Raw genomic sequence first — 22810 nt, 5'->3', positions numbered from 1 at the left:
TTGGTCGGAAGATGTTCTCCTAGTCTACCAAGCGGAGGCGCTCTCAGATGCGTGTACGCCCCTGTGGCGCGTTGGAATTCGTCGGGATACCGCTGAACATGGTTCAACCGTAGGTATCGCGTGGACCACGGCCTGGAATGGCTCTCGGACCCCATTTCCAGGAGGGAACGTCCGGCCCGATAAATCGGATTGCGTCGACACCCGCATCCGGGAAGCGCCGCATGATCTCGGAAAGCACCTGCGCGCGCATCAACTGGAGCTGTTTCGCCCACGCCGTGGAGTTGGCCTGGACCGTCAGCAACCCCGCATCCAGAGCGACGGGACGCGTATGACGTGCGGTCTCCTCACCGGCCACCTCCGCCCACGTGCGCGAGATGTCGGCGCGTGCGAGCTGCGGCTCCCACCCCGCGTCGCGCGTGAGGGAATCCACGACGTCACCGAGGCCGTGCGGGTCACGCCCGCCCATGAAGGGTTGGCTGTCGTCAGAGACGGAGCGGACCGTGCGACGCCGCCGGTACTTCGACGGCTCGAGCCCCCGGAGGCGCAGATAGGTCGCCAGGGTCTCGGGAACCTCCGGCCCCGCCGACGTGTCAGGCATCGATGTCTTCCAGGATGCGGCCGGCATCGACCCGCACGATGCGCGCACGAAGACCTGCGGGCACGTCTTCCTCTACGGCGGACGTGACGATCACCTGTTCGTATCCGGCGGTCAGTTCCGCGAGCCGTGCCCGCCGGCCCGCATCGAGCTCAGCGAATACGTCGTCGAGGATGAGAACCGGGTCGCCGAGCCGGGATTCCGCGCGCAGCAGTTCGGCTGAAGCCAACCGCAATGACAGCGCTACCGACCACGACTCCCCATGCGAGGCGTAGCCCTTCACCGGCAGCCCACGCACGCGCAGGATGAGGTCATCCCGATGCGGGCCCACCAGCGTGAGTCCGCGTTCCAGCTCGGCCGGACGCCGCGCGGCAAGCGCCGAGCGGAATTGCTCGGCGAGGGAACCGGCATCCGCCGCATCCACGGCCGCGGATTCGTCCTCTTCCGGGTCGGCGCCGCTGACCGACAACGCCCATTCCAGCCGCGGTTCGTGATCGGCGCCGGCAATCGCCGTATACGCGGTCGCGACCGGCTCGGCGAGGGCGGCGGCGAGGGCGACCCGCGCCTGGATCACCTCGGTGCCCAGCGCGACGAGCTTGTCGTCCCAGACATCGAGGGTGGAAAGCGCATCACCACGGATGCCCCGCGCCCGGGCGGATTTCAGCAGCGCCGTGCGCTGGCGCAGCACCCGGTCGTAGTCCGCCAGGACACCGGCGAGCCGGGGAGCGCGCTGAATGAGGAGCGCGTCGGCGAAGCGTCGGCGTGCCGACGGGTCGCCGCGGACGATCTGCAGATCTTCGGGCGCGAAAAGCACCACCTGTGCGTAGCGAGGGAGTTCCGCCGTCCGCACGGCGGCGCCGTTGACCCGCGCCTTATTGGCACCGGTGCGGTTCAGCTGCAGCTCGAGCAGCACCCGGCGATCGCCGTGCGCGAGCCGGGCGCGCACGATTGCGGCATCCGCGCCATCGCGCACCATCGGTGCATCCGCCGACACCCGGTGCGACCCGAGCGTCGCGAGATAGGCGACGGCCTCGACGAGATTCGTTTTTCCCTGGCCGTTGCTGCCGACGAAGACGTTGGGGCCGGGATGCAGCGACACGTCGGCGACCGCGTAATTACGGAAGTCGACGAGCCCGAGCTGCTCCACGATCATGCGACCACCCTAAGTCCGACCCGCGACGTCTTTCCTGTGGATGAGGAGCTGACACTTCGTCTCGCTCCGCTCGCTCAGTGTCCGGTGCGCGCGCCCTCAGTGTCCGGTGCGCGCTCGCTCCGTGTCGTGCGCGCTCGCTCCGTGTCGTGCGCGCTCGCTCCGTGTCGTGCGCGGACGCTCCTGGGTGCGGGTCAGCGGAGGAGGAGGTTGGGCTGCAACAGGTACTTGAATGTCTCTGCGCCACCCTTGTCGACCGAGGTCTGCGGGGTGATGAGCACGGGGCTGAGCTTGTTGGCGTTCTCACTCGAGGTGAACGTCACCCGCGTGAACTCGCTCTTGACAGCGCCGAGCGACTCGAGCAGGTATTGCGGGTTGAGTCCCAGAGTCACATCGTCGCCGAGCAGCGTCGCGTCGACCGACTCGGTCGCTCGCGCCTGTTCGGTGCCCGACGCATCCATCGACACGGTGTCTGTCGCGAAGGTGAAACGCAGCGGAGCGGAGCGATCCAGCACCAGCGACACACGCCGGACGGCCTCGGCCAGGTCGGCGGTATTGACCACCGCGTGGTGCTCCGTCTGCGCGGGAAAAAGCCGGCGGACCGGGGGGAAGTTGCCCTTGATGAGCAGCGACGTCACGGTCTTGTTGCCTGCGGTGAACGCGATGATCTCGCGGTCACCCGATCCGGAGAACGCGATGGCGATGTCGCCGCCGTGGGCGAAGGTCTTTCCGACCTCCTGCAGCGTGCGTGCCGGAACCAGGGCGGTGATGGGCTCGTCTCCTGCCGCCGAACCGCCGTCCCACGGAATCTCACGAAGGGCGACACGGTAGCGGTCGGTCGCGACCAGGCTGAGGGTGGTGCCCGTGACTTCGAGCTGCACACCGGTGAGAACCGGCGTGACATCGTCCCGAGACGCCGCGAAGGCGACCTGCGCGATGGCCGTGGCGAAGTCTTCGGCCGGAACGACGCCGGACTGCCCGCTCACCTCGGGGATCGCGGGGTACTCCTGTACCGGCATCGACGCCAGGGTGAAGCGCGCGGACCCACACGTGAGCAGGATGCCGCCGTCATCGTCGACCACGATCTGGATCGGCGCATTCGGCAAACGGCTGGCGATCTCGGACAGCAGGCGTCCGTGGACGAGAATCGTGCCGGGCTCGTCGACGGTGGCTTCGATGGTCGTGCGTGCGGATGCCTCGTAGTCGAATGCGGCCAGCGAGAGGCCGGCATCGGATGCCTCGATCAGCACACCGGCGAGGATCGGCTGCGGGTTCCGCTGCGGGAGGAGCTTGACGACGAACGACACGGCGTCGCTGAACACATCGCGATTGACGTGAAACTTCACGGGTGCTCCCTCGGCATCGGGTCTGGCGTACCCATGCTAGTGCCCGCGTCGCGTCCGCCTGGAAGCGCGCCCTCGGCGGGTAAAGGTGATCGGATCGAATTTCATGAAGGGATATCTCTTCATCTTGTTAACAGCTGTGGAAACTGTGGATAGATCCCGACACGCTAGTGGGCGAATGGGAACTACACGAGTGTGAGATGTGGGACGGGTGCCGTGAACAACAGGACAACTCGGTCCGGCGGGCCTTCGGCGTCGTCCGTGTTCCACAGGGGATCGTCGAGATTGCACATGAGGCATGGCGTGTCACGGACGTTATCCACAGGTTATCCACACTGTGCAGAACTGCATGATGAGGGCACCGCCGGCCTGTGTCAAGAAGGCGGCGGGGCCGGGCGAGTCGCCCCGAATCAGCGCGATCGGCCGAGCTGAGTGGTGATTTCGGAGACCTGGTTGTAGATCGAACGACGCTCTTTCATGAGGTCGCTGATCTTCTTGTAGGCGTACATCACCGTGGTGTGATCACGGTTTCCGAACAGCTGGCCGATCTTGGGGAGAGACAGGCTCGTGCGCTCACGGCACAGGTACATCGCGATCTGTCGAGCCGTGGCGACGGCCTGTGACCGGCTCGACCCGTAGAGGTCGTCGACGGAGAGCTTGAAGTACTGGGCGGTCGCACTGATGATGTCGGTCGGAGACACGACGTTCGCGTCATCCTGATCGATGATGTCGCGCAGCACCGTCTGGGCCAGCGACATGTCCAGGTTCGAGCGGTTGAGGCTCGCGAAGGCGGAGACGCGGATGAGGGCGCCCTCGAGTTCGCGGATGTTGGAGGACACGACACTCGCGATGTACTCGAGCACCTCGTCGGGAATCTGCAGGCGCTCGCTCTGCGCCTTCTTGCGGAGGATCGCGATGCGCGTCTCGAGGTCCGGCGCCTGCACGTCGGTGATGAGCCCCCACTCGAACCGGCTGCGCATGCGGTCTTCAAAGCCGGTGAGGAGTTTGGGCGCCACGTCGCTGGTGATCACGACCTGTTTGTCGTGGTCGTGCAGCGTGTTGAACGTGTGGAAGAACGCCTCCTGCGTCTCCGCGCGCCCCTGCAGGAACTGGATGTCGTCGATGAGCAGGATGTCGACGTCGCGATAGCGGGCCTGGAAGGCGGAACCGCGGTTGTTGACGATCGAGTTGATGAAGTCGTTGGTGAACTCTTCGCTCGAGACGTATCGCACGCGGATTCCCGCGTACATGCTCACGGCATAGTCGCCGATGGCATGCAGGAGGTGGGTCTTGCCGAGGCCCGAGTCGCCGTAGATGAACAGCGGGTTGTAGGCCTTCGCCGGTGCCTCGGCGACGGCGACCGCGGCGGCGTGCGAGAACCGGTTGGACTGGCCGATGACGAAGTTGTCGAACGTGTACTTGGGGTTCAGGCGTGTGTCGCTGCGGGATGCGGGCGACGCGGCCTCGCCGGCATCATCCGGCGCCGGTCGCGACACCTGGGTGGGTGCGGGGGCCGACTGGACCGAGATCGGTGCGGTCAGATGGGCATCGATGAGGTCGGGGTTCACCGCCACTCGGAAAGAAGTGGCCGGCTCGGGAGTATCCACCTTGCTGAGGGCCTCCATGAGCGGAAGTCGCAAGCGCTTGTTGATCTGGGCCGCGGTGAGGTCGTTCGGCACGTCGAGGTACAGCACACCGGCGTAGACCCCGCTCGGAACCACGAGGTTCAGGAAACCCTGCAGCTGTGGGGTGACGCGCTCGTCTTCGAGCAGACGTTCCAGCACAACGGGCCAGATGGGGACGTCCGAGACATCGTGCTGTGACATGGTCCCCCCGGGGGTGGTCGGTGCGCCGAATCGGCGGGATGCGAGGCGCCGAGCCTGTGGATAACTGACGCACACACGCTAGCCAGCGACCGTTCGGAGAGCAAACCCCACTGTAGATCCGGTCCGCGTGTCCGGGCCAGGGTAAACGCCCAGGTTGGGGATAATGTGCGCCTGCGGACGGCGGGTTTGAGTTATCTCCGGCTGCGACGTAGCCTTAGTCGGTTGACTTATGCCTTCACGGCAGTCCCCATCCGCATCGTCCCCGGTATGAGCTCTCGGGGAACACCACTTCCGGAGTGACCTCATGACCAAGCGTACGTTCCAGCCGAACAACCGTCGCCGCGCCAAGAAGCACGGCTTCCGTGCCCGCATGCGCACGCGCGCCGGCCGCGGCATCCTCTCTGCTCGCCGCGCCAAGGGGCGCACCGAGCTCTCCGCCTGACTCGCACCAGTGCTCGCCAGACCGAACCGGATCACCCGCGGATCGGATTACCAGGCCATCGTCCGGCGGGGCCAGCGGTGTGCGGGCGCGCACACGGTGACCTACGTGGGTAGCGTCGGTGATTCCACCGTCGCGCGGTTCGGTTTCATCGTGAGCCGGCAGGTGGGGTCTGCGGTCGTGCGCAATACCATCCGGCGCCGGCTGAAGGCTGTGTGCGCCGAGGCGCTACCGGGTCTCCGACCCGATGCCGACGTGGTGATCCGCGCGCTGCCCAGCGCAGCGACGGTCGATTTTTCCGTGCTGCGTGACGAGGTCGTCCGCTGCCTGGGACGCAAGGCGGCCGCGTGAGTACCTCGACCCTGCCGGTCGCGTTCGTCGGGCGCGGCCATCTCGCAGCATCCAACCTTCTGGAGTCGGTTCCGCTTCTACCTCGGAATGCCGGGCTCGCTCTTCTTCACGGCTACCGTGCAACGATCTCCCATGTATACGGCGATGTATGCAAGTACTATCCCTCCTGCTCGGCCTATGCGGTCGGGGCCGTCCAACAGCATGGACTGGTCAAGGGCAGCGCGCTGGCGGCCGCCCGACTCGCACGGTGCCACCCCTGGGCTCAGGGCGGCATCGACGATGTGAAGCCGCGCCGCGCTTTCCGTTACGAGCTCACCCCGCACGGTTTCGTCGTGCCCCCTGGAAAGGACTGAATCCGTGGGATTCGACCTCATTGGAACCATTCTCTGGCCGTTGAAATGGCTGGTCGAGCTCGTGCTCGTCGGGTGGCATGCGCTTTTCACCTTCATCGGGCTCCCGCCCGCGGATGGCATCACCTGGGTGCTGTCGATCATCGGCCTGGTGATCGTCCTGCGTTCGGCCCTCATCCCGCTGTTCGTCCGGCAGATCAAAAGCCAGCGAAAGATGATGGAAATAGCCCCTGAACTGCGGAAAGTTCAGGAGAAGTACCGCGGTAAGAAGGATCAGCTCTCGCGTGAGGCGATGAGCCGCGAGACGATGGCGCTGTATAAGAAGCACGGGACGACGCCCGTGTCCAGCTGCCTGCCGCTCCTCGTGCAGATGCCGATCTTCTTCGCTCTGTTCAGTGTGCTCAATGACGTCCAGAAGATCCGCAGGGACCCCGACTTCTCCGGAGTCGGGCTGCTGAACAATGACCTGACCCAAGAGTTCTACGACGCCAAACTCTTCGGAGTGGCTTCGCTCCACGAGACGCTCATCAACGCCTTCGAGACGAGCAACGGTGTGGCCATCGCCATCCTCGTCGTACTGGTCGTCTTGATGATCGCGTCGCAGTTCTTCACCCAGCTTCAGATCATCTCGAAGAACCTCTCCCCCGAGGCGAAGACCGGCCAGGCCTACCAGATGCAGAAGGTGATGCTCTACATCCTTCCGCTGGCCTTCATCTTCTCGGGCGTCTTCTTCCCGCTCGGCGTCGTCATCTACTGGTTCGTCAGCAACCTGTGGACGATGGTCCAGCAGTTCGTGGTCATCCGTGAAATGCCGACACCGGGATCGGATGCGGCGAAGGCACGCGAGGAGCGCCTCGCGCGCAAGGGGAAGGCCATCGATTCCAGCGGCAAGGTCATCTCGATGGAGAAGTACCAGGCCGAACAGCAGCGCCTCCTCGAAGAGGCGGAGCGCGCCCGGGCCGCCAGCCCCAAGCGGCAGCAGCCCGTGAGTAAGCAGCGTGCCAAGAAGCAGCAGGGTGGGGCCAAGAAGCCGGCGCCCGGCGGCGGTTCTGCCGGGCCGGATAACCCACGCTCCCCCGGTACCCCCGATTCCTCGCCCACCTCCTGACGTACCAAGGATTCTCATGACCTCTGACTCCACCGACGTCGCGCCCGCCTCCGATGCGGTCGTCACGGACGAACAGCTCGAGCAGGAAGGCGACATCGCCGCCGACTACCTCGAGGAACTCCTCGACATCGCCGACATCGACGGTGATCTTGCCCTGGATGTCCGCGGCGGCCGTGCGTATGTGTCCGTAGAGGCGGAGTCGTCCGGTTCGCTGGTCAAGCTGTCCGAGCCGGAGACGGTGCAGGCCCTTCAGGAACTCACGCGCCTCGCGGTGCAGAACCGCACAGGCCGCTTCTCGCGGCTCATCCTCGATGTCGGCGGCTCCCGCGACATGCGCCAGCGTGAGCTGGAGCAACTTGTCGACCGCGCTATGGAGCGCCTCGACGCAGGGGCCTCACAGGCCTCACTCCCGCCGATGTCCAGCTACGAGCGGAAGCTCGTCCACGACGTCGCTGCCGACCGTGGCCTCGTGTCCGAGTCTTACGGCGAGGGTGCCGACAGGCACACGGTCCTTCGGCGTGCGTGACATGTTTCACGTGAAACATCGATGACGGTCGTCGAACCAGAGCCCTCGGCGGCCGCGGCGATCTTCGGTGATTGGATCGACACGGCGCGCGCCTTCACGGACGCGTTAGCAGCCCATGGTGAGGAACGCGGCCTGATCGGGCCGTTGGAGCCGGCGCGGCTGTGGACGCGCCACATCCTGAACAGCGCGGTTGCCGCACCCCTGTTCTCCGGTCGCGTCGGTGATGTCGGGTCCGGCGCCGGCCTACCCGGCCTGGTGCTGGCGATCATGCGGCCCGACGTCTCTTGGGTTCTCATCGAACCGATGGAGCGACGGACGCAGTGGCTGTCGGAGCAGGTCGAGAACCTCGGTCTGGACAACGTCGAGGTGGTTCGGTCACGCAGTGAAGACTGGGGTGGTGCGGGGACGCTGGATGCGGTGACCGCGCGTGCCGTGAGTGCCCTCCGTACGCTGATTCCCTGGACCGCCCCGCTGGTGCGCGATGGCGGCGAGTTGATCCTCCTGAAGGGCGCAAACGCACCGGCAGAGATCGACGCTGCGCGTAAGCAGATCCGCGCACACCGCTTGTCGGACGTGCACATCGAGACACTCGGTGAAGGGCTCCTCGCCGAGCCGACCCGGGTGGTCCGCGCGCGCGTCCGCGCCTGATGTTTCACGTGAAACTCCACGCGCGCGTCGCGCCTGATGTTTCACGTGAAACATCGCAATGCTGGCCGGTTTGGCTTAGCGGTGCAGCGGTGCGCCGTTCTGGGTGTGGCCCTGGGTTTCGACGCCGGGCTTGGCGCCGGACCTAGGGTTGGGCTGGGGTGGCCTCCGCACTCGGTCTCACGCTTCCCTTGTCCGTCGGGCAAGACCGCGGGTCCACGCCGGGTGGAAACGGCTAGCTGACGCGCGCGCATGAGGTGGGTTGACCGTGGACCGGTAGCGTTCGTCGGTGGCGGGCCGATATCCGCCTCCCTCGCCGAACTCCGTGATTCGACGGGGGTTTCGAGGCCGCGTCGCGCCTGCCGAGGTCGCGCGCTCCGGAGCTGACGGGCATTCCCCCACCTCGTTGCGGGTCGGCTAAAGAAACTCCCGATACGCGAGCGTTCGCGGGCGCACGGGACGATGTTTCACGTGAAACATCGCGGGCCGCGCGCGGCTCGGCGGCGGGCGGAGGGCGCGGTCACAGGTAGACTGAACCGTCCGGAACCGAGTGCAAAGGGAGAGCGTTTCACGTGAAACAATCCGACGACTCCGGGTCCGGCGTCACGTTCGACTCCCCCATCGCCCGTGAGCTCGCGGATCTCTCCGCCCGCCGGCGGGCGCTGCAGGAGGTCACGGTCGAGTTGCCGACGACGACCCGGGTTTTCACGGTGTCGAATCAGAAGGGTGGCGTCGGTAAGACGACCACCGCAGTGAACCTCGCCGCTGCGCTGGCCGCCGTGGGAGCACGCGTCCTCGTGATCGACCTCGATCCGCAAGGAAATGCATCCACCGCCTTGGGTGTCCCCCACACGGCGGATACGCCCAGCGTCTACGACGTACTGATCGACGAGTTCCCCCTCGCCGACATCGTGCAGCAGAGCCCGGAGTCCGAGAACCTCTTCTGTGCACCGAGCACCATCCACCTCGCCGGCGCGGAGATAGAGCTTGTCTCCCAAGTGGCGCGCGAGCACCGCCTACGAACGGCGCTCGACGACTACCTGGCCGCGGAGAATCCGCGAATGGACTTCGTCATCATCGACTGCCCCCCGTCGCTGGGCTTGCTGACGATCAACGCGTTCACCGCCGCGCAGGAAGTCCTCATCCCCATCCAGTGCGAGTACTACGCGCTCGAGGGCCTCAGCCAGCTTCTCGGTAGTGTGCGGATGATCCAGCGCCATCTGAATACCGACCTTCACGTCTCGACCATCATGCTCACGATGTACGACGGGCGTACCCGCCTCGCGCAGCAGGTCGCGGAGGAAGTGCGCACGCACTTCCCCGACGAGGTCCTCCGCACGGTCATCCCACGCTCTGTGCGCGTGTCGGAGGCTCCGAGTTTCGGACAGACAGTGATCGCCTATGACGGGGCGTCGGCCGGAGCGGTGGCGTACCGCGAAGCGGCAGTCGAGATCATTGCACGTGGCAAGAAAGAGAAAGGCTCCTGATGGCGAAGAGGACTGGACTGGGACGCGGGATCGGCGCGCTCATCCCGACGGCGGAGCCGTCCGAGGCGCGGCCCGTGGATGTGTTCTTCCCGGGGGCATCGCAGGCAGCTGAGACGCCCGAGCCGGCGGCTCCCGGTGATCTCGTGGCGGTACCCGGGGCACGCCTCATCCAGGTCGACCCGCATGCCGTGGTCCCCAACCCGCGTCAGCCACGGTCGCATTTCGACTCGGACGACCTCGCTGAGCTCGTGCACAGCGTCCGCGAGTTCGGCGTGCTGCAGCCGATCGTGGTCAGGGATGTGGGGGAGGGGCGCTACGAGCTGATCATGGGCGAGCGCCGCACACGCGCTGCGCGTGAGGCGGGTCTCGAGACCATCCCGGCCGTCGTGCGCGATACCGCCGACGAGCACCTTCTGCGGGACGCGCTCCTGGAGAACCTTCACCGGTCGGAGTTGAACCCTCTGGAAGAGGCGTCGGCATATCAGCAGCTGCTGGAAGACTTCGGCATCACGCAGGAGGAGCTGGCTTCACGCATCGGACGCTCGCGACCGCAGATCAGCAACACCATCCGCCTGCTCCGATTGCCGCTCCCCGTGCAGCAGCGGGTCGCAGCCGGGGTCCTCAGCGCGGGTCATGCGCGTGCCATCCTGTCGCTCGAGGACGAGACGGCGATGCGCAAGCTTGCCGACAAGATCGTGAACGAAGACCTTTCGGTTCGCGCCGCTGAGGCGATTGCGAAGGGTGCTCACGCCGGCAACCGGCGGGGTCCCGCGCCCAAGGCAGGCGCGCGGCGTGGCCACCTCGAGGAGGTGGCGGAACGCCTGGGCGACCGCCTCAATACGCGCGTGCGAGTGTCCCTGTCCGCAAGAAAAGGCCAGGTCGTGATAGATTTTGCCACGATTGAGGACCTGAACCGCATCCTCTCTGAGCTCGGTGAAGACGGGTTCGGCGCCTGACCGATCGGTAACATACGGCGATCGGCATACGCTGATTCGCACCCCATGGAATGACGAGCAGGGACTTTCGTAGGGGTGGTCGGTCGTACGCTGGATATATGGCGACACACGACGACCAGCCCCGGAGGAGGGCCAGCCTGGAGTTGCTGCGCGCGGAGGCAGCCGACGAGCTTTCGGTGCTCGTGCACGAACGTCTTCTCGACGGCGAGGACCCGTGGGAGTTCATGGAAGACCTCCCGACCGTGGATGAGCTCGTCGTCCTGACGCTGCGCGCCGAGAACATCGCGGAGAACGGCGGCGTGCGGCCGAACCGCGCCCGTCACTACCGCGTCCTGCGCCAGATCGCCCTCGAATACCCAGCCCTCACGCGCGCTGTCTGGCGTCTGCTGGGCGACGAGGAGACGCACCGCCGCTGGGACGCCTCCGTGCGCCTGGATGCCTCCTAGGCCCTCGGGTCATGATGGATCGGGCACGCAAAAACCCCGCCGAGCCGGAGCTCGACGGGGTGTTTGCGTTCGGAGGTTCTCAGCCGATGTAGTCAGCCAGGTCCTTCTCGAGGGCGAACTTCGGCTTCGCGCCGATGATCGTCGTCTTGACCTCGCCGCCCTGGAACACCTTCATGGCCGGGATCGAAGTGATCTGATACTTCATCGCGAGGTCGGGGTTCTCGTCGACGTTGAGCTTGAGAACCGTGATCTTGTCAGGGTGGTCGGACTGGATCTCGTCGAGAATCGGCGACACCATCCGACACGGTCCGCACCATGCGGCCCAGAAGTCCACGAGGACGGGACCCTCCGCCTTCAGCACGTCCTGCTCGAAAGTGGCAGAGGTGGTGGCCTTTGCGCTCATTGTGATCTCCTTATCGGGAAAGAATGTCAGCCAAGACAACGCGCCGACGCTCGTGTTTGTTCCTCAGGCCGCCTGAGCGCCGGGCAGACCGTCGATCTGGTCTTCGGTCACCTCGGGCAGGCCGGCTTCGCCGCGGGCGGCCAGGAAGTGCTCGACGTCGAGCGCGGCCACCGTTCCGCTGCCGGCTGCGGTGATCGCCTGGCGGTAGGTCGGGTCGATGACATCCCCTGCGGCGAAGACCCCCGGGACGGAGGTCCGCGAGGAACGCCCATCCACCCAGATGGTGCCTTCGGGGGTCAGATCGAGCTTGCCGTGAACGAGGTGGGTGCGCGGGTCGTTACCGATCGCGACGAACAGCCCGTCCAGGGGCAACTCAACGGTCGAGCCGTCGACGGTTGACTGCAGCACGACGCCGTTGACCGCATCCTCACCCAGGATGTCTGCCACTTGGGCATTCCAGATGAACTCGATCTTCTCGTTCGCGAATGCGCGCTCCTGCATGATCTTCGACGCGCGCAGCGAGTCCTTGCGGTGGATGATGTAGACCTTCGAGGCGAACTTCGTCAGGAAGGTGGCCTCCTCCATCGCCGAGTCGCCGCCGCCGACGACGGCGATGGTGCGGTCCCGGAAGAAGAAGCCGTCACACGTGGCACACCACGACACCCCACGGCCGGACAGTCGCTCTTCGCCGGTGAGACCGAGCTTGCGGTACGCGGATCCGGTGGCGTAGATGACGGATGCGGCGGTGTGAACCGCGCCGCTCCCCAGCGTGACCGTCTTGACGTCACCGTCGAGGTCGAGGTCGACGACATCGTCGTAAACGACCTCGGCACCGAAGCGCTCGGCCTGCTCCTGCATCTTCGTCATGAGGTCGGGCCCCTGGATGCCCTCCGGGAAGCCCGGGAAGTTCTCCACGTCGGTGGTGTTCATGAGTTCGCCGCCGGCTTCGACCGAGCTTGCGACGACCAACGGCTCCAGGTTCGCTCGCGCGGCATAGATCGCCGCGGTGTAGCCGGCGGGGCCAGATCCGATGATGATGACGTGACGCACGTGCGTCGCCCCCTTCGTAGGTTCTCGGGTGTAAACCCATCGTAGCCCGGGGATATTCCACGGCCCGAGGCCTCAGCGGCGGGGCAGGAAACGGCGCAGCATCCCCACCGCCGGGGTCAGCTCCGGAGCGCGGAAAAGCGCCAGGATGCCGAGGTACACGACCAGCACGACGGAACCGATGACCGCGGCACCGAGGGCGCCCAGAAGCTTGTCGGCCGTCGTCCACCCCTCGTCTCCGCCGAGAAGCACCAGGACGCCCCACCCTGCTGCGGCCGCGGGGATCGCGGCCAGAGCGAAGCGCGCGAGAGAACTCATCCAACGCGCGACACCGATGCCCCCGAGGCGTCGGTGGAGGAGAAGCGTCGCGATGATCACCTGGACGGTGCTCGCCAGCGACTGTCCCAGGGCGATTCCCGCTGCGAGCTGCTCGACGGGAAGCGATTGTGCCCACAGCGCTGTGGCGACGACGAGAGCGCTCTGCAGCAGCGTGAACAGGAAGGGCGTGCGGGTGTCGTTGTAGGCGTAGAACGTGCGCTGGATCACGAACAGGACGGCCAGCGGCACCAGGCAGACGAGGAAGCACAGCAGAACGCCCGCGGCCCCCCGCGCCTCGTCGGCGCTGTCGGTGAAGATACGGGACGCGGGCACTGCGGCCACCGCGAGTGCGGCCGTGGCCGCGACGACGAACAGACCCAGCACGCGGATGCTGCTGACGATGTCGGCGCGCACATCGTCGTCCCGGCCGGCGGCGGCGTGGCCGCTCAGCCGGGTGAAGTAGGGGGTGCCGATGGAGATCACGATGATCGAGTACGGGAGCATGAACAGCAGCCATGCGTTCTGCGAGACCAGTACCCCCGGGTGGTCTTCGGCCGCGATGGAGAGAATCCGCGACTGCACCAGTCCGGCGAGCTGCCCCGCGACGACCATGAGGAACGTCCACCCCGCGAGCCGACCGATCTGCCCCAGCCCCACCCCGCGCCAGCGGAAGTCGGGTCGCACGTGAAGGCCGGTGCGGCGCCAGAAGGCGAACAGGATGGCGGCCTGGACGACGATGCCCGCAGTGGCGGTCCCGGCGAGGAGGGAGACCATCTCGGGGGTCCAGGAACTCAGGGCGGGCTCGGTGCCGAACAGCACGATGAAGGCCCCGAAGCCTGCGATCGACACCAGGTTGTTCACGATCGGTGCCCACGTGAACGGGCCGTACACACCGCGGGCGTTCAGTGACTCGCCGACGAGCGCGTACAGGCCGTAGAAGAGGATCTGGGGCAGGCACCAATACGCGAACGCCGCCGCCAGCGCCTGCTGCTGCGCGGAGAACTCCGGCGCGTACAGCGCGACCAGCCAGGGGGCGGCAAGGGTCGCCGCGGCGGTGACGGCGAGAAGCGCGACCGCCCCGAGTGTGAACAGCTTGGACACGAAGGCGCGGCCTCCGTCGTCGTGAGCGGCCGCGCGGACGATCTGCGGCACCACCACGGCACTGAGCAAACCTGTCGAGATGATCGCATAGATGTTGTTCGGTAGCTGATTCGCGATCGCGAACGCGTTCCCGCCCGCGGCGGTGGCGCCCACGGCGGAGACGAGGACGACGGAGCGGACGAACCCCGTCAGTCGGGAAACGATGGTGCCGGCGCCGATGAGGATGCTGGCGCGCCCGAGACCGCTCATTCCGCAGCCCCCGGCGGCCGCTCGTCCGTACGGACCTCGGGCGTCAACGCAGCATCCGCGTCTTCCGTGATCCGTGCGCGGCGGCGCCGCAGCACGGTGCGGACGATACCGAGTCCGACGAACAGCACCATGAGCGCGATGAGGACGACCAGGCCGATGGTCTCCCATTCGGCGCGCACCTCGACCTCGGCGCTCTGGACCGCGCCGACGGGAACGCCCGTGGGGCTGTACAGCTGCATCGTGACGGTCACCGTGCCGTTGCCGACACGGGCCTGCACCGGGACGGTCACGCGCGTGTTGCTGGCGGCGGATGCGGGCACCTCCGTCCGTTCGGCGACGATGAGCCGCGGGTCATCCGGCTGCGCCACGAGCACGACATTCACCGGATAGGGCAGGTCATTGCGGATCCACGGGCTGAAGTTCGCGTCGTAGCTGATGAGGTTCAACACGCTGGAGGGCAGGATCCCGACCGCGTCCAGCGTTGCGCTGGTCTGTTGGCGGTGCTCCGCGATGGCGGCGGAGGCGGCCACGGGGTCGTTCCGCCATCCCACTGCCAGCAGCTGAAGGATCTCGGCGCGCTGGGGTCCGGTCAGCAGCAACGCGTCGTCGAGGATCGTCGCAAAACTCGCGACCGCCGTCTCGTCGGCGAGGAGCTGCGTCACTTCCCCGACGCGGGCCGCATCCGCGGGGATCTCCGTGACGCTCACCTCGGTCGGCGACGCTGCGGCGAGCTCCGGCATCCCGAGCGTGCTCACCCCCGGGGCGAGGGATGCGGCGGTGATGGCCGTGCGCAGGCTCACGCGATCGCGGCCGACCCCGCGGTCCACCGTCACGAGGAGCGGCTGGCCGCCGCTCTCCCGGGCGGCGAAGGAGAGATACGCGGTCGCCTCCGTGAGGGGGGCGCCGCGCAGCGAAGTGTCGGGCTCGTCCGCGGCGTCGCGGAGCGCGGCGGAAACCTCGGAGTCGTAGACGAGCAGCTGCGCCGCGCCGGCTGTGGCGCGTGCGGCGGCGGTGCGGTTCTCCGATCCGGCGGATGTGGTGGCGGAGGGCACGAGGGTCAGGGAAGGTGCGCCCCCCACGGTCGTGGCACCCAGCGTTGCGACGACGTCGGCGCCGGCGCTGCCGGTCGCGGGCCAGAGCACCCCGGAATGAGCGTTCGCCCCGATCGCCGTGAGCTGCGCCAGGTCGGGGAGCGCCGGGGAGGAGGGATCGTCGGTGCCAGGTGTCGCGGTGGCACTCGGGGTCGCCGGTGTGACCACATCCTGCGCCGAGATGTACGAGGCGAGCGACGTGGGTTGCAGCGGAGCGGGAAGTCCCGCGTGTATCTGCGGGGCCAGGTCGGCATCGCCGAACTGCAACGCGAAGCGCGTCTGGGGCAGGGCTTCGAGCCGGGCCAGCCACTGCGCCGCGGTCGGTGGAGCGGCCGTTCCGAGGGCGCGGATGGCGGCCGGAAGCGCGGGGTCGACCGCGAGGATGGCGGCTGTCTCCTCCACCGCATCCAGTTGTGCGGTGAGTTCACCGTCGGATGCGGTGAGGCCCGCCAGTGCCTCGGCATCGAGAAGCCCGGCCGACCCGGGAGGAGCGGTGATCGGTACGACGACTCCGACCCTCGCTGTCACCGCGTCGTCGGGCACCACCACCACGCTCGTGGACACGAGGGTCGTGCCGCCGACGACAGCGGTCGCCCGTAGGGGGTAGACCCCGGGCGGGCGGGCGGCGAGGGCCGGATTGTCTGCGGCGACCACCACGCCCGAGGTCGAATCTGCGCCCGAGGGGACGGCGTCGATGGATGCCGTTCCCACCGGCGCGAGGGCGGCGGGGTCGTCGTCGGACAGCCACGCGCCCAGCGCGTCCCGGTCGGGGAGTGCAGCGGATCCCAGTTCGAGTGACACGTCGGTGACGGGAAGGGCGTCGGGCGTGCCGTTCTCGATGGTCGCCGATACCGACAACTGCTGCCCGGGACGCAGGATGCCGTTGCCGACCGGCGAGAGCGTGAGTTCCACCACCCCGCTGAGCGGCGGGCCCGTCGGAGAGGGGGAGGGCGAGGGCGTGCCGGTGGCAGCGGCGGACGCAGCTCCGGACAGGGCGAGGAGTGCCGCCAAGCCCGTCGCGAAGACGCGTCGCGTCCATCGGTGACGCGGCGCGCGGGCCGGGGCGGGAGATGTTGGGATCATGAGGCTCCGGCGCGGGCAGAGGGCGACCGCACCGCAGCGATTCTATGGGCGGTCCCTTCGAGGTCACCGTGCGCCCCGCGGAACGATTGAATGGACGGATGCTGCCGCACCCCGATTCCGCGCTCGCCGCGGCGCTCGCCATCGATCTGCGTGCCGCCGAGTACAGCTCGGAGGCACTGCGTTCTGCCTGGACGGCGGAGGGGGATGCCGCCATCGCCCGGGGCTTGCGGGGTCCGGCCCTCCGCGCCCTCGGCGACCGGCGTGATCCGCTCACCGTGCTCGCGCGCCTCCTCGGCCTGGGTGTGGCGCAGTCGGTGGCAGACGTGGATGCGGCGCTGCCGCAGACGCGCGCGGAGGGTCTCGCCGGGCTGGGACTGGCCGAGGTTCGGGGCGACACCGTCCACGCGGGCGCCATCGTGCGCCCGCAAGCCTTTTCCGACGACGCCGGAGAGGGGGAGTGGTGGATCGCGAGCGACCTGGATGAGGCGGCGCTCGGGGGCGCTCTGCCGGAGGATCACGTGCTCGGCGTGGGCGGAGCATCCCTCACGCTCGCCGGGCTGCAGATCGCGGGGCGCGCCCAGACGGGGGTGGATGTCGGCAGCGGATGCGGCATCCAGGCGCTGCGGATGCGGCGGAACGTTGCGCGGGTCATCGCGACCGACGTGTCCGCGCGTGCCCTGCGGTTCACCGAGCTCAACGCGCTTCTCAATCACGTCGACGGCATCGAGACCCGGCAGGGCAGCCTGTTCGAGCCGGTCGCCGGCGAGCAATTCGACCGCATCGCCACCAATCCGCCCTTCGTCATCACGCCCCGGGGCGCCGACGTGCCCGCATACGAGTACCGCGACGGCGGTCGCGTCGGGGACGGTCTTGTAGCGGAGGTCGTGCGCGGGGCGGGAGCGCACCTCACGCCGGGCGGCGTCGCGCAGCTGCTGGGCAATTGGGAGTACCGAGGGGACGAAGACGGCCTCGATCGGGTGCGGGGGTGGGTCGCCGCATCCGAGGTGCCGGTCGATGCGTGGGTGATCGAGCGGGAACGACTCGACCCGCTCGCGTACGCCGAGCTGTGGGTGCGCGACGGCGGCACCGTGCCGGGGTCTGCGGAGTTCGCCCAGCTGATCGACGCGTGGCTCGACGACTTCGACGCCCGCGGCGTGACCGAGATCGGGTTCGGGTACGTGTTGCTGCGGCGACCAGGGGCAGGCGCGCCTTCTCTCGCCCGCTACGAGCGCCTCGTGGGGGCGGTCGGGGCAGCCCCCGGCGCTCATCTGGCCGCCGCGCTCGCCGCTCACGACCGGCTGGCACACCTCGATGACGATGCCCTCGCCGCCTCCCGGTTCGCCGTGGCCCCCGACGTGACCGAAGCCCGCCACCACCGGCCCGGTGAGGAGGCGCCCACGGTCATCGAGCTGCGTCAGGGCGCCGGATTCGGCCGCGCCCTGTCGGTCGACTCGGCGCTCGCTGCGCTCGTGGGCGCGTGCGACGGCGACCTGACGCTCGGCGCGCTCGTGGACGCGATCGCCCAACTCCTCGAGGTCGACGCCGGTGCCCTCCGCGACGACCTGTACCCGCGGGTCAGGGAGCTGGTGTTCACCGGATTCCTCCGCTTCGCCGACGGCGCCTCGGAGGCGATCCCGGGCTCGGCGGATTCGACGGGTTGAGGCCCGGTTAGGCTCGACGCATGCTCAATATGGCCGAGGGTGTCGCGCGCCTGGACGCGCTGGCCGACTCCGCCGTCGTTGCCCGCCTTGGGCGCGCCTTCGCCGACGCCGGGCATGAACTGGCTGTGGTCGGGGGCCCGGTGCGCGACGCGCTCCTGGGCCGTGTCACGCATGACCTCGACTTCACCACCGACGCGCGTCCCGATGACATCCTCCGCATCATCACGCCGATCTCCTCGGCACGGTGGGACGTCGGCCGCGAGTTCGGCACCATCGGGGCGCGGATATCGGGCGAGCAGGTCGAGATCACCACGTATCGCGCCGACAGCTACGACGGGCTCACACGCAAGCCGACCGTCGCCTTCGGGAACACCCTCGAGGAGGATCTGTCGCGGCGCGACTTCACCGTCAACGCCATGGCGCTGCGGATACCGGGGAAGACGCTCGTCGACCCGGCCGGTGGCGTGGAGGATCTGATCGCGCGGCGCCTCCGCACGCCGATCGAACCCGCCGTGAGCTTCGGTGACGACCCCCTGCGGATGCTGCGCGCCGCTCGATTCGCGGCCCAGTTGGGGTTCGAGGTCGACCCCGAGACGCTGGCCGCGATGGCAGAACTCGGCGACACCCTGTCGATCGTCAGTGCCGAGCGGATTCAGTCGGAGCTGGTGCGGATGCTGACCACCGACGATCCGGTCCGCGGACTCCGGATCCTCGTCGACACCGGCCTCATGGAACGTTTCCTCCCCGAGGTGCCCGCGCTGCGCCTCGAGATCGACGAGCACCATCACCACAAGGACGTGTACGAGCACTCCCTGACCGTGCTGCGTCAAGCCATCGCACTCGAGAAGTCGCGGCATCCCGGTGCCGCCCCCGACGTTCCCCTGCGCTTGGCGGCGCTCCTCCACGACATCGGGAAGCCGGCGACGCGCCGGCTCGAGCCCGGCGGTGGAGTCACGTTCCACCACCACGACATCAAGGGCGCGCGGATGGTGCGCAAGCGCCTGCAGGCGCTCCGCCTCGACTCCGACACCATCGGGTCGGTCGCGAAGCTGATCGAGCTGCACCTGCGTTTCTTCGGTTACGCCGAAGGAACCTGGACCGATTCCGCCGTCCGCCGCTACGTGCGGGACGCCGGTGCCGAACTCGAGCGGCTGCACATCCTCACGCGCGCCGACGTGACCACCCGCAACAAGCGCAAGGCCGCGGGCTTGGCCGGGGCGTACGACGACCTCGAAGCGCGGATCGCCGCGCTGCGCGAGCAGGAGGAGCTCGACTCGGTGCGGCCCGACCTCGACGGCAACCGCATCCAGGAGGTCCTCGGCATCCGCCCAGGTCGCGAGGTCGGCGACGCCTACCGGTTCCTGCTCGACCTTCGGCTCGACGAGGGGCCGCTGGGCGAGGAGGAGGCCGAGCGCCGCCTCCGCGAATGGTGGGCCGCTCGCGCCTGACCCGCTGGGCGCCCGCGCCGCTCGCCGCGTCTGCGCCTGCCGCCGCTCGCCGCGCCCGCGCCGCCCGCCCCGCCGCGTCATCGTCGGATGATCGCACCTCGGTCGGAGGATAACGGCCAAATGCTCCGACATCGGCGCGATCCTCCGACGTCATGACGTGCCGGCAGACCGCGGCAGCGGTCGCGCTCCGGATGCACCGCGGGCCGGGCGGCGCGGCAGCAGGCAGAATGAAGCCACGTCTGCATCGACGCAGGCCGTCTCGCCAGGAAGGGGCGCTCCCGTGAGCATCGCGACCATCACCATCCTCAATCCGTCGGGCGAGGGGAACCTCCTGAACCCCGAGGTGCTCGCCGACCTGACTGAGCAGCTCCGCGCGGCCGACGCCGACCCGGAGGTGACCGGCATCATCCTCACCGGTGCCGGTGACGTGTTCTGCAGCGGGCTGGACATCCCTGCGATCCGGGCCGGCGGCGACCCGGTGGAATTCGCCACCGCGCTGGCCGCCCTGCTGAAGTACGTGCCGACCCTCGGCACCCCTGTCGTGGCGGCGGTCAACGGCGACGCCGTGGCATCCGGAGCCTCGATCGTCGCTGTCGCCGACTACGCCGTCGCGGCTCGGGGTGCGCTGATCGGGACGCGGGAGGTGTCGTTGGGGATCTGGCCGATGGTCGCGCAGGTGCCGCTCATCCAGCGGCTGGGCGCCCGTGCGGCGATGGAGAACGTCGGATCGGGAGAGCCGTTCACCGCCGAGCGCGCTCGGGAAATCGGCCTGATCAACGCTCTCGCGGAACCCGACCAGGTCGTCGCCGTCGCCGGGGAGTGGCTGGCGAAGGCCGCTCGGGCGGGCTCCATCGCCGCGATCGGGCGCCCCGCCTTCTACCGCTTCGCGGAGATGGGCTACGACGAGGCGCTGGATGCGTCGGTGCAGCTGTTCGCCGACATGAACCGCTGACCGCCCGGCCGCCCTTCGCGGATTCGGAGGATGTCGCCGGGGTCGGACGAGGTACGCCGGATGCCCCGGATCCGCGGACGATCTCAGAACCCGGCGCGCCGCGGGTGCCGTCCTCAGTTGCCGAGCGCCTCGATGATGCCCGTGAGCACGTACCAGCCGATCACCAGTCCGAAGACGATCACCGTTCCCCACGAGAATCCGCGCTTGAGGCGGCGACCCTCCGGGGCGACGCCCGGTGGAGGCGGCGTGAGCACCGGCATCGGGCCGTCGACGGCGCCGGGGATGCCGGAGGCCACCGCATCCGCTGCCGGTACCGCTGTGGTGACCAGACGTTCGTCGCGCCAGCGGGCCCACTGTGCGAGCTTGTCGAGCAGTGCTCCCACGACGGAGAACAGCCACGCCCACGTCGCGGGGTCGAGGGTGGAGAGATCGCGTTTGGCATACAGGAAGAGCCAGTCGTCGACGATCTCGACGTCGAGCGCGGCGGCGTTGTCGATGAAGCGGGCCATGATGTCGGGGGTGAACAGGTACAGCGCGTCGCGCTCGTAGTCCGCGGGGCAGTACAGCGAGAAGTACTTGTCGAAGTCGCCCTCGAGGCTGAGGCGCTGATCACGATCGAACGCGGCCGGGAGGTTGGAGGCGCCGAAGAGGCCGTTGTTTCCCACCGCGTCCAGGACGATGTGCGGCAGCGGCACGTCGAGCTTCACCGCGACATAGCCCCACTTGTGCGTTGTGCGGTTCTTCCCCGACCCCGTCGTGTACCGGTAGTTCGCGAACTCTACGAAACGGGGCTGCTCGCCGCGCACCAGGTCGCTGGCCTGGCGTGAGCTGCCGCGCTGGAAGATCATGCCGGGGAGCGCCGGTGCCGGAATCACCGGGGTGAAGGCCATGCCGTTCGCGCGCGCGAAGCGGTCCAGGCGGTACCACCGGACCGAGCTTCCGCCGCCGCGGACGAGGGAGACGATCAATACGGCCACCACGGCACCGACGAAGAGGAAGGGGAGGATCAGCGGAAAGCTGAAGCCGCCTCCGGAGGATGACATCAGGCTGAGCAAGGAGCCGAAGACCGTGCCGAACACCCCGAGCACGAACACGCCGACGACGCAGATGACGACGATCGCCGTCGCGCTGGATCCCGAGCCCTTCCCCTGCGCGCGGAGTTCGCGGACGTATGCCTTGGCGGTCGCCCGATCGACCGGCTCTGTGAGCGGCTGCGAGTTGAACGTGATCGGTGCAGGAGCGCTCATCGGTTCACCTCATCCGCGTCCCATGACAGGTCGGCGCCCTCGCGGACCGCATGCGCCTCGAGGGCGGGGTCCGTGCACAGTGCGCGGATGAGGTCGGGGCTCCCGCCGATGATGGTCGAGTCGTCATCCACCTCGGTGACGAGGATCCATGCGCGGTCGGCCGGCCAGATCAGGCTGGGTGACGCGGTCCAGTCCGGACTGTCCTCCGCCCAGGGCACGCGCGACGCCCATCCGGGGTCGACGAAGTCGGCGATCGAGCCGCGGAAGAGCACATGGTCGCGATTGGGGAGGCGCAGTCGTGGTCCGCGCGAGATCTCGTCCGAAAGCAGGCCGGGCTGCCACACGGGCTTTCGGAAGACGTTGTTGAACGGGTCATGGATGCTGCGCGCGAGCATCGCGCTGTGGCGGGCGAACAGCTCCGGGTCGTCGTCGCCACCGACCAGGGTCAGCGTCGCGCGCGCGGGCGCCTCGCCGAAGAATCCGAGCATGCCGCCCCACCCCTCCCAGACTGCGATGTACACATCCTCCGGGGTGCTGGTGTGGGCGGCGAGGTGGCGCGCGGTCGCACTCAGCTGCGCCGCATCCAGCCGTCCCGGTTGCGGCGCGGAGTACACGCGCCCGTCCGGGGCCTTGACCGCGTCCGCGTCCCGCGCGTGCGGGCCACCGCCTCCGCGCCGAACGATGCGGTTCCACTGAGCCGTGCCGTGCATCTCCGTGCCGAACGCCGCGGCCGCCGCCTCCCAGGTCACCGCGGTGTCGTCGGCGAGCCCCGGGTGGAAGAGGCGGGCATAGGCGGGGAAGCCTCGCGGGATGACGCCGTGCATCGTGGCGTCCCACGCAGGTCCGTCGTCCAGGCGCGCGCGTATCCAGTCGCCGGCGCTGACGTCTTCTGTCCACTCCATGCACGCCACGCTACCCACCGCCCCTCCGCGCGAGACACCACATTCCCCGCGAGACTCACCGCGTCGCGTGGTGTCTCGCCCGAAGT

The 22810-nt window shown here is 68.3% G+C and carries 22 protein-coding genes; 12 read left to right on the top strand and 10 right to left on the bottom strand.

Going from position 1 to position 22810, the window contains the following annotated elements; all coding sequences use genetic code 11:
* Positions 1-103: 103 nt before the first annotated feature.
* The 4 genes from AC4FS2_RS15555 to dnaA form a co-directional block, all read right to left on the bottom strand.
* The gene (locus AC4FS2_RS15555) at positions 104-598 is read right to left on the bottom strand and encodes a DciA family protein (protein ID WP_491155322.1); all 495 of its coding nucleotides are present in this window, start codon (positions 596-598) and stop codon (positions 104-106) included.
* Positions 591-1748, bottom strand: a complete 1158-nt coding sequence (gene recF, locus AC4FS2_RS15550; RefSeq protein ID WP_491155324.1) for a DNA replication/repair protein RecF — start codon at positions 1746-1748, stop codon at positions 591-593. The genes AC4FS2_RS15555 and recF overlap by 8 nt, the downstream gene beginning before the upstream one ends.
* Positions 1749-1939: 191 nt before the next feature.
* A complete protein-coding gene (dnaN, locus tag AC4FS2_RS15545) occupies positions 1940-3091 on the bottom strand; it encodes a DNA polymerase III subunit beta (protein ID WP_491155326.1) in 1152 nt (383 codons plus the stop codon).
* 407 nt (positions 3092-3498) lie between these two features.
* The gene (dnaA, locus tag AC4FS2_RS15540) at positions 3499-4914 is read right to left on the bottom strand and encodes a chromosomal replication initiator protein DnaA (RefSeq protein ID WP_491155327.1); all 1416 of its coding nucleotides are present in this window, start codon (positions 4912-4914) and stop codon (positions 3499-3501) included.
* Positions 4915-5218: 304 nt separating this feature from the next.
* On the opposite strand from dnaA, the gene rpmH reads away from it, so the two are divergent.
* From rpmH to AC4FS2_RS15495, 9 genes are all read left to right on the top strand, one after another.
* Positions 5219-5356, top strand: a complete 138-nt coding sequence (gene rpmH / locus AC4FS2_RS15535) for a 50S ribosomal protein L34 (protein ID WP_033105593.1) — start codon at positions 5219-5221, stop codon at positions 5354-5356.
* Positions 5357-5365: 9 nt separating this feature from the next.
* Entirely contained in the window at positions 5366-5704 is a 339-nt protein-coding gene (gene rnpA, locus AC4FS2_RS15530; RefSeq protein ID WP_491155329.1) for a ribonuclease P protein component, read from the top strand.
* Positions 5701-6057: a membrane protein insertion efficiency factor YidD gene (gene yidD / locus AC4FS2_RS15525; RefSeq protein ID WP_491155330.1), complete on the top strand. Its 357-nt coding sequence runs from the start codon at positions 5701-5703 to the stop codon at positions 6055-6057. Before rnpA ends, yidD begins: the two co-directional genes overlap by 4 nt.
* Before the next feature lie 4 nt (positions 6058-6061).
* Positions 6062-7162: a membrane protein insertase YidC gene (yidC, locus tag AC4FS2_RS15520; protein WP_491155332.1), complete on the top strand. Its 1101-nt coding sequence runs from the start codon at positions 6062-6064 to the stop codon at positions 7160-7162.
* Positions 7163-7178: 16 nt separating this feature from the next.
* Positions 7179-7688, top strand: coding sequence for a Jag family protein (locus AC4FS2_RS15515; RefSeq protein WP_491155334.1), 510 nt, complete (start codon positions 7179-7181; stop codon positions 7686-7688).
* Positions 7689-7709: 21 nt separating this feature from the next.
* Positions 7710-8336: a 16S rRNA (guanine(527)-N(7))-methyltransferase RsmG gene (rsmG, locus tag AC4FS2_RS15510; protein ID WP_491177635.1), complete on the top strand. Its 627-nt coding sequence runs from the start codon at positions 7710-7712 to the stop codon at positions 8334-8336.
* Positions 8337-8905: 569 nt separating this feature from the next.
* Positions 8906-9820 (top strand): ParA family protein, encoded by a 915-nt coding sequence (locus AC4FS2_RS15505; protein WP_491155337.1) that lies wholly within the window; start codon positions 8906-8908, stop codon positions 9818-9820.
* The gene (locus AC4FS2_RS15500; protein WP_491155339.1) at positions 9820-10776 is read left to right on the top strand and encodes a ParB/RepB/Spo0J family partition protein; all 957 of its coding nucleotides are present in this window, start codon (positions 9820-9822) and stop codon (positions 10774-10776) included. Before AC4FS2_RS15505 ends, AC4FS2_RS15500 begins: the two co-directional genes overlap by 1 nt.
* A 98-nt stretch (positions 10777-10874) precedes the next feature.
* Complete coding sequence (locus tag AC4FS2_RS15495; protein ID WP_491155341.1) at positions 10875-11222, top strand: tryptophan synthase subunit alpha; 348 nt, start codon at positions 10875-10877, stop codon at positions 11220-11222.
* 79 nt (positions 11223-11301) lie between these two features.
* Here AC4FS2_RS15495 and trxA read toward each other — a convergent pair whose 3' ends face one another.
* The 4 genes from trxA to AC4FS2_RS15475 form a co-directional block, all read right to left on the bottom strand.
* Positions 11302-11625, bottom strand: a complete 324-nt coding sequence (gene trxA / locus AC4FS2_RS15490; RefSeq protein ID WP_491155342.1) for a thioredoxin — start codon at positions 11623-11625, stop codon at positions 11302-11304.
* A 63-nt stretch (positions 11626-11688) separates the two neighbouring features.
* Positions 11689-12675, bottom strand: coding sequence for a thioredoxin-disulfide reductase (gene trxB, locus AC4FS2_RS15485; protein ID WP_491155344.1), 987 nt, complete (start codon positions 12673-12675; stop codon positions 11689-11691).
* A gap of 72 nt (positions 12676-12747) precedes the next feature.
* Positions 12748-14340, bottom strand: coding sequence for a murein biosynthesis integral membrane protein MurJ (murJ, locus tag AC4FS2_RS15480; protein WP_491155345.1), 1593 nt, complete (start codon positions 14338-14340; stop codon positions 12748-12750).
* Positions 14337-16514, bottom strand: a complete 2178-nt coding sequence (locus AC4FS2_RS15475) for a DUF6049 family protein (protein WP_491155347.1) — start codon at positions 16512-16514, stop codon at positions 14337-14339. Before AC4FS2_RS15475 ends, murJ begins: the two co-directional genes overlap by 4 nt.
* A gap of 98 nt (positions 16515-16612) precedes the next feature.
* Between AC4FS2_RS15475 and AC4FS2_RS15470 the strand changes: the two genes are divergently transcribed.
* From AC4FS2_RS15470 to AC4FS2_RS15460, 3 genes are all read left to right on the top strand, one after another.
* Positions 16613-18175 carry a DUF7059 domain-containing protein gene (locus AC4FS2_RS15470; RefSeq protein WP_491155349.1) on the top strand — a complete coding sequence of 521 codons (1563 nt, stop codon included), beginning with the start codon at positions 16613-16615 and terminating at the stop codon, positions 18173-18175.
* Between the two features lie 20 nt (positions 18176-18195).
* Positions 18196-19623 carry a CCA tRNA nucleotidyltransferase gene (locus AC4FS2_RS15465; RefSeq protein ID WP_491155350.1) on the top strand — a complete coding sequence of 476 codons (1428 nt, stop codon included), beginning with the start codon at positions 18196-18198 and terminating at the stop codon, positions 19621-19623.
* Positions 19624-19903: 280 nt separating this feature from the next.
* Positions 19904-20575 carry an enoyl-CoA hydratase/isomerase family protein gene (locus tag AC4FS2_RS15460; protein ID WP_491155352.1) on the top strand — a complete coding sequence of 224 codons (672 nt, stop codon included), beginning with the start codon at positions 19904-19906 and terminating at the stop codon, positions 20573-20575.
* A gap of 113 nt (positions 20576-20688) precedes the next feature.
* Here the strand turns inward: AC4FS2_RS15460 and AC4FS2_RS15455 are convergent, their stop codons facing one another.
* Together AC4FS2_RS15455 and AC4FS2_RS15450 are read right to left on the bottom strand one after the other, a co-directional pair.
* Positions 20689-21822: a hypothetical protein gene (locus AC4FS2_RS15455; RefSeq protein ID WP_491155354.1), complete on the bottom strand. Its 1134-nt coding sequence runs from the start codon at positions 21820-21822 to the stop codon at positions 20689-20691.
* Positions 21819-22724: a hypothetical protein gene (locus AC4FS2_RS15450; RefSeq protein WP_491155355.1), complete on the bottom strand. Its 906-nt coding sequence runs from the start codon at positions 22722-22724 to the stop codon at positions 21819-21821. Before AC4FS2_RS15450 ends, AC4FS2_RS15455 begins: the two co-directional genes overlap by 4 nt.
* Between the last annotated feature and the right edge of the window lie 86 nt (positions 22725-22810).

Source organism: Microbacterium sp. Z10_103 (genome assembly GCF_058310455.1).
Note: the sequence above shows the minus strand (reverse complement) of the source record. Positions and strands in the feature narration are given on the sequence as shown.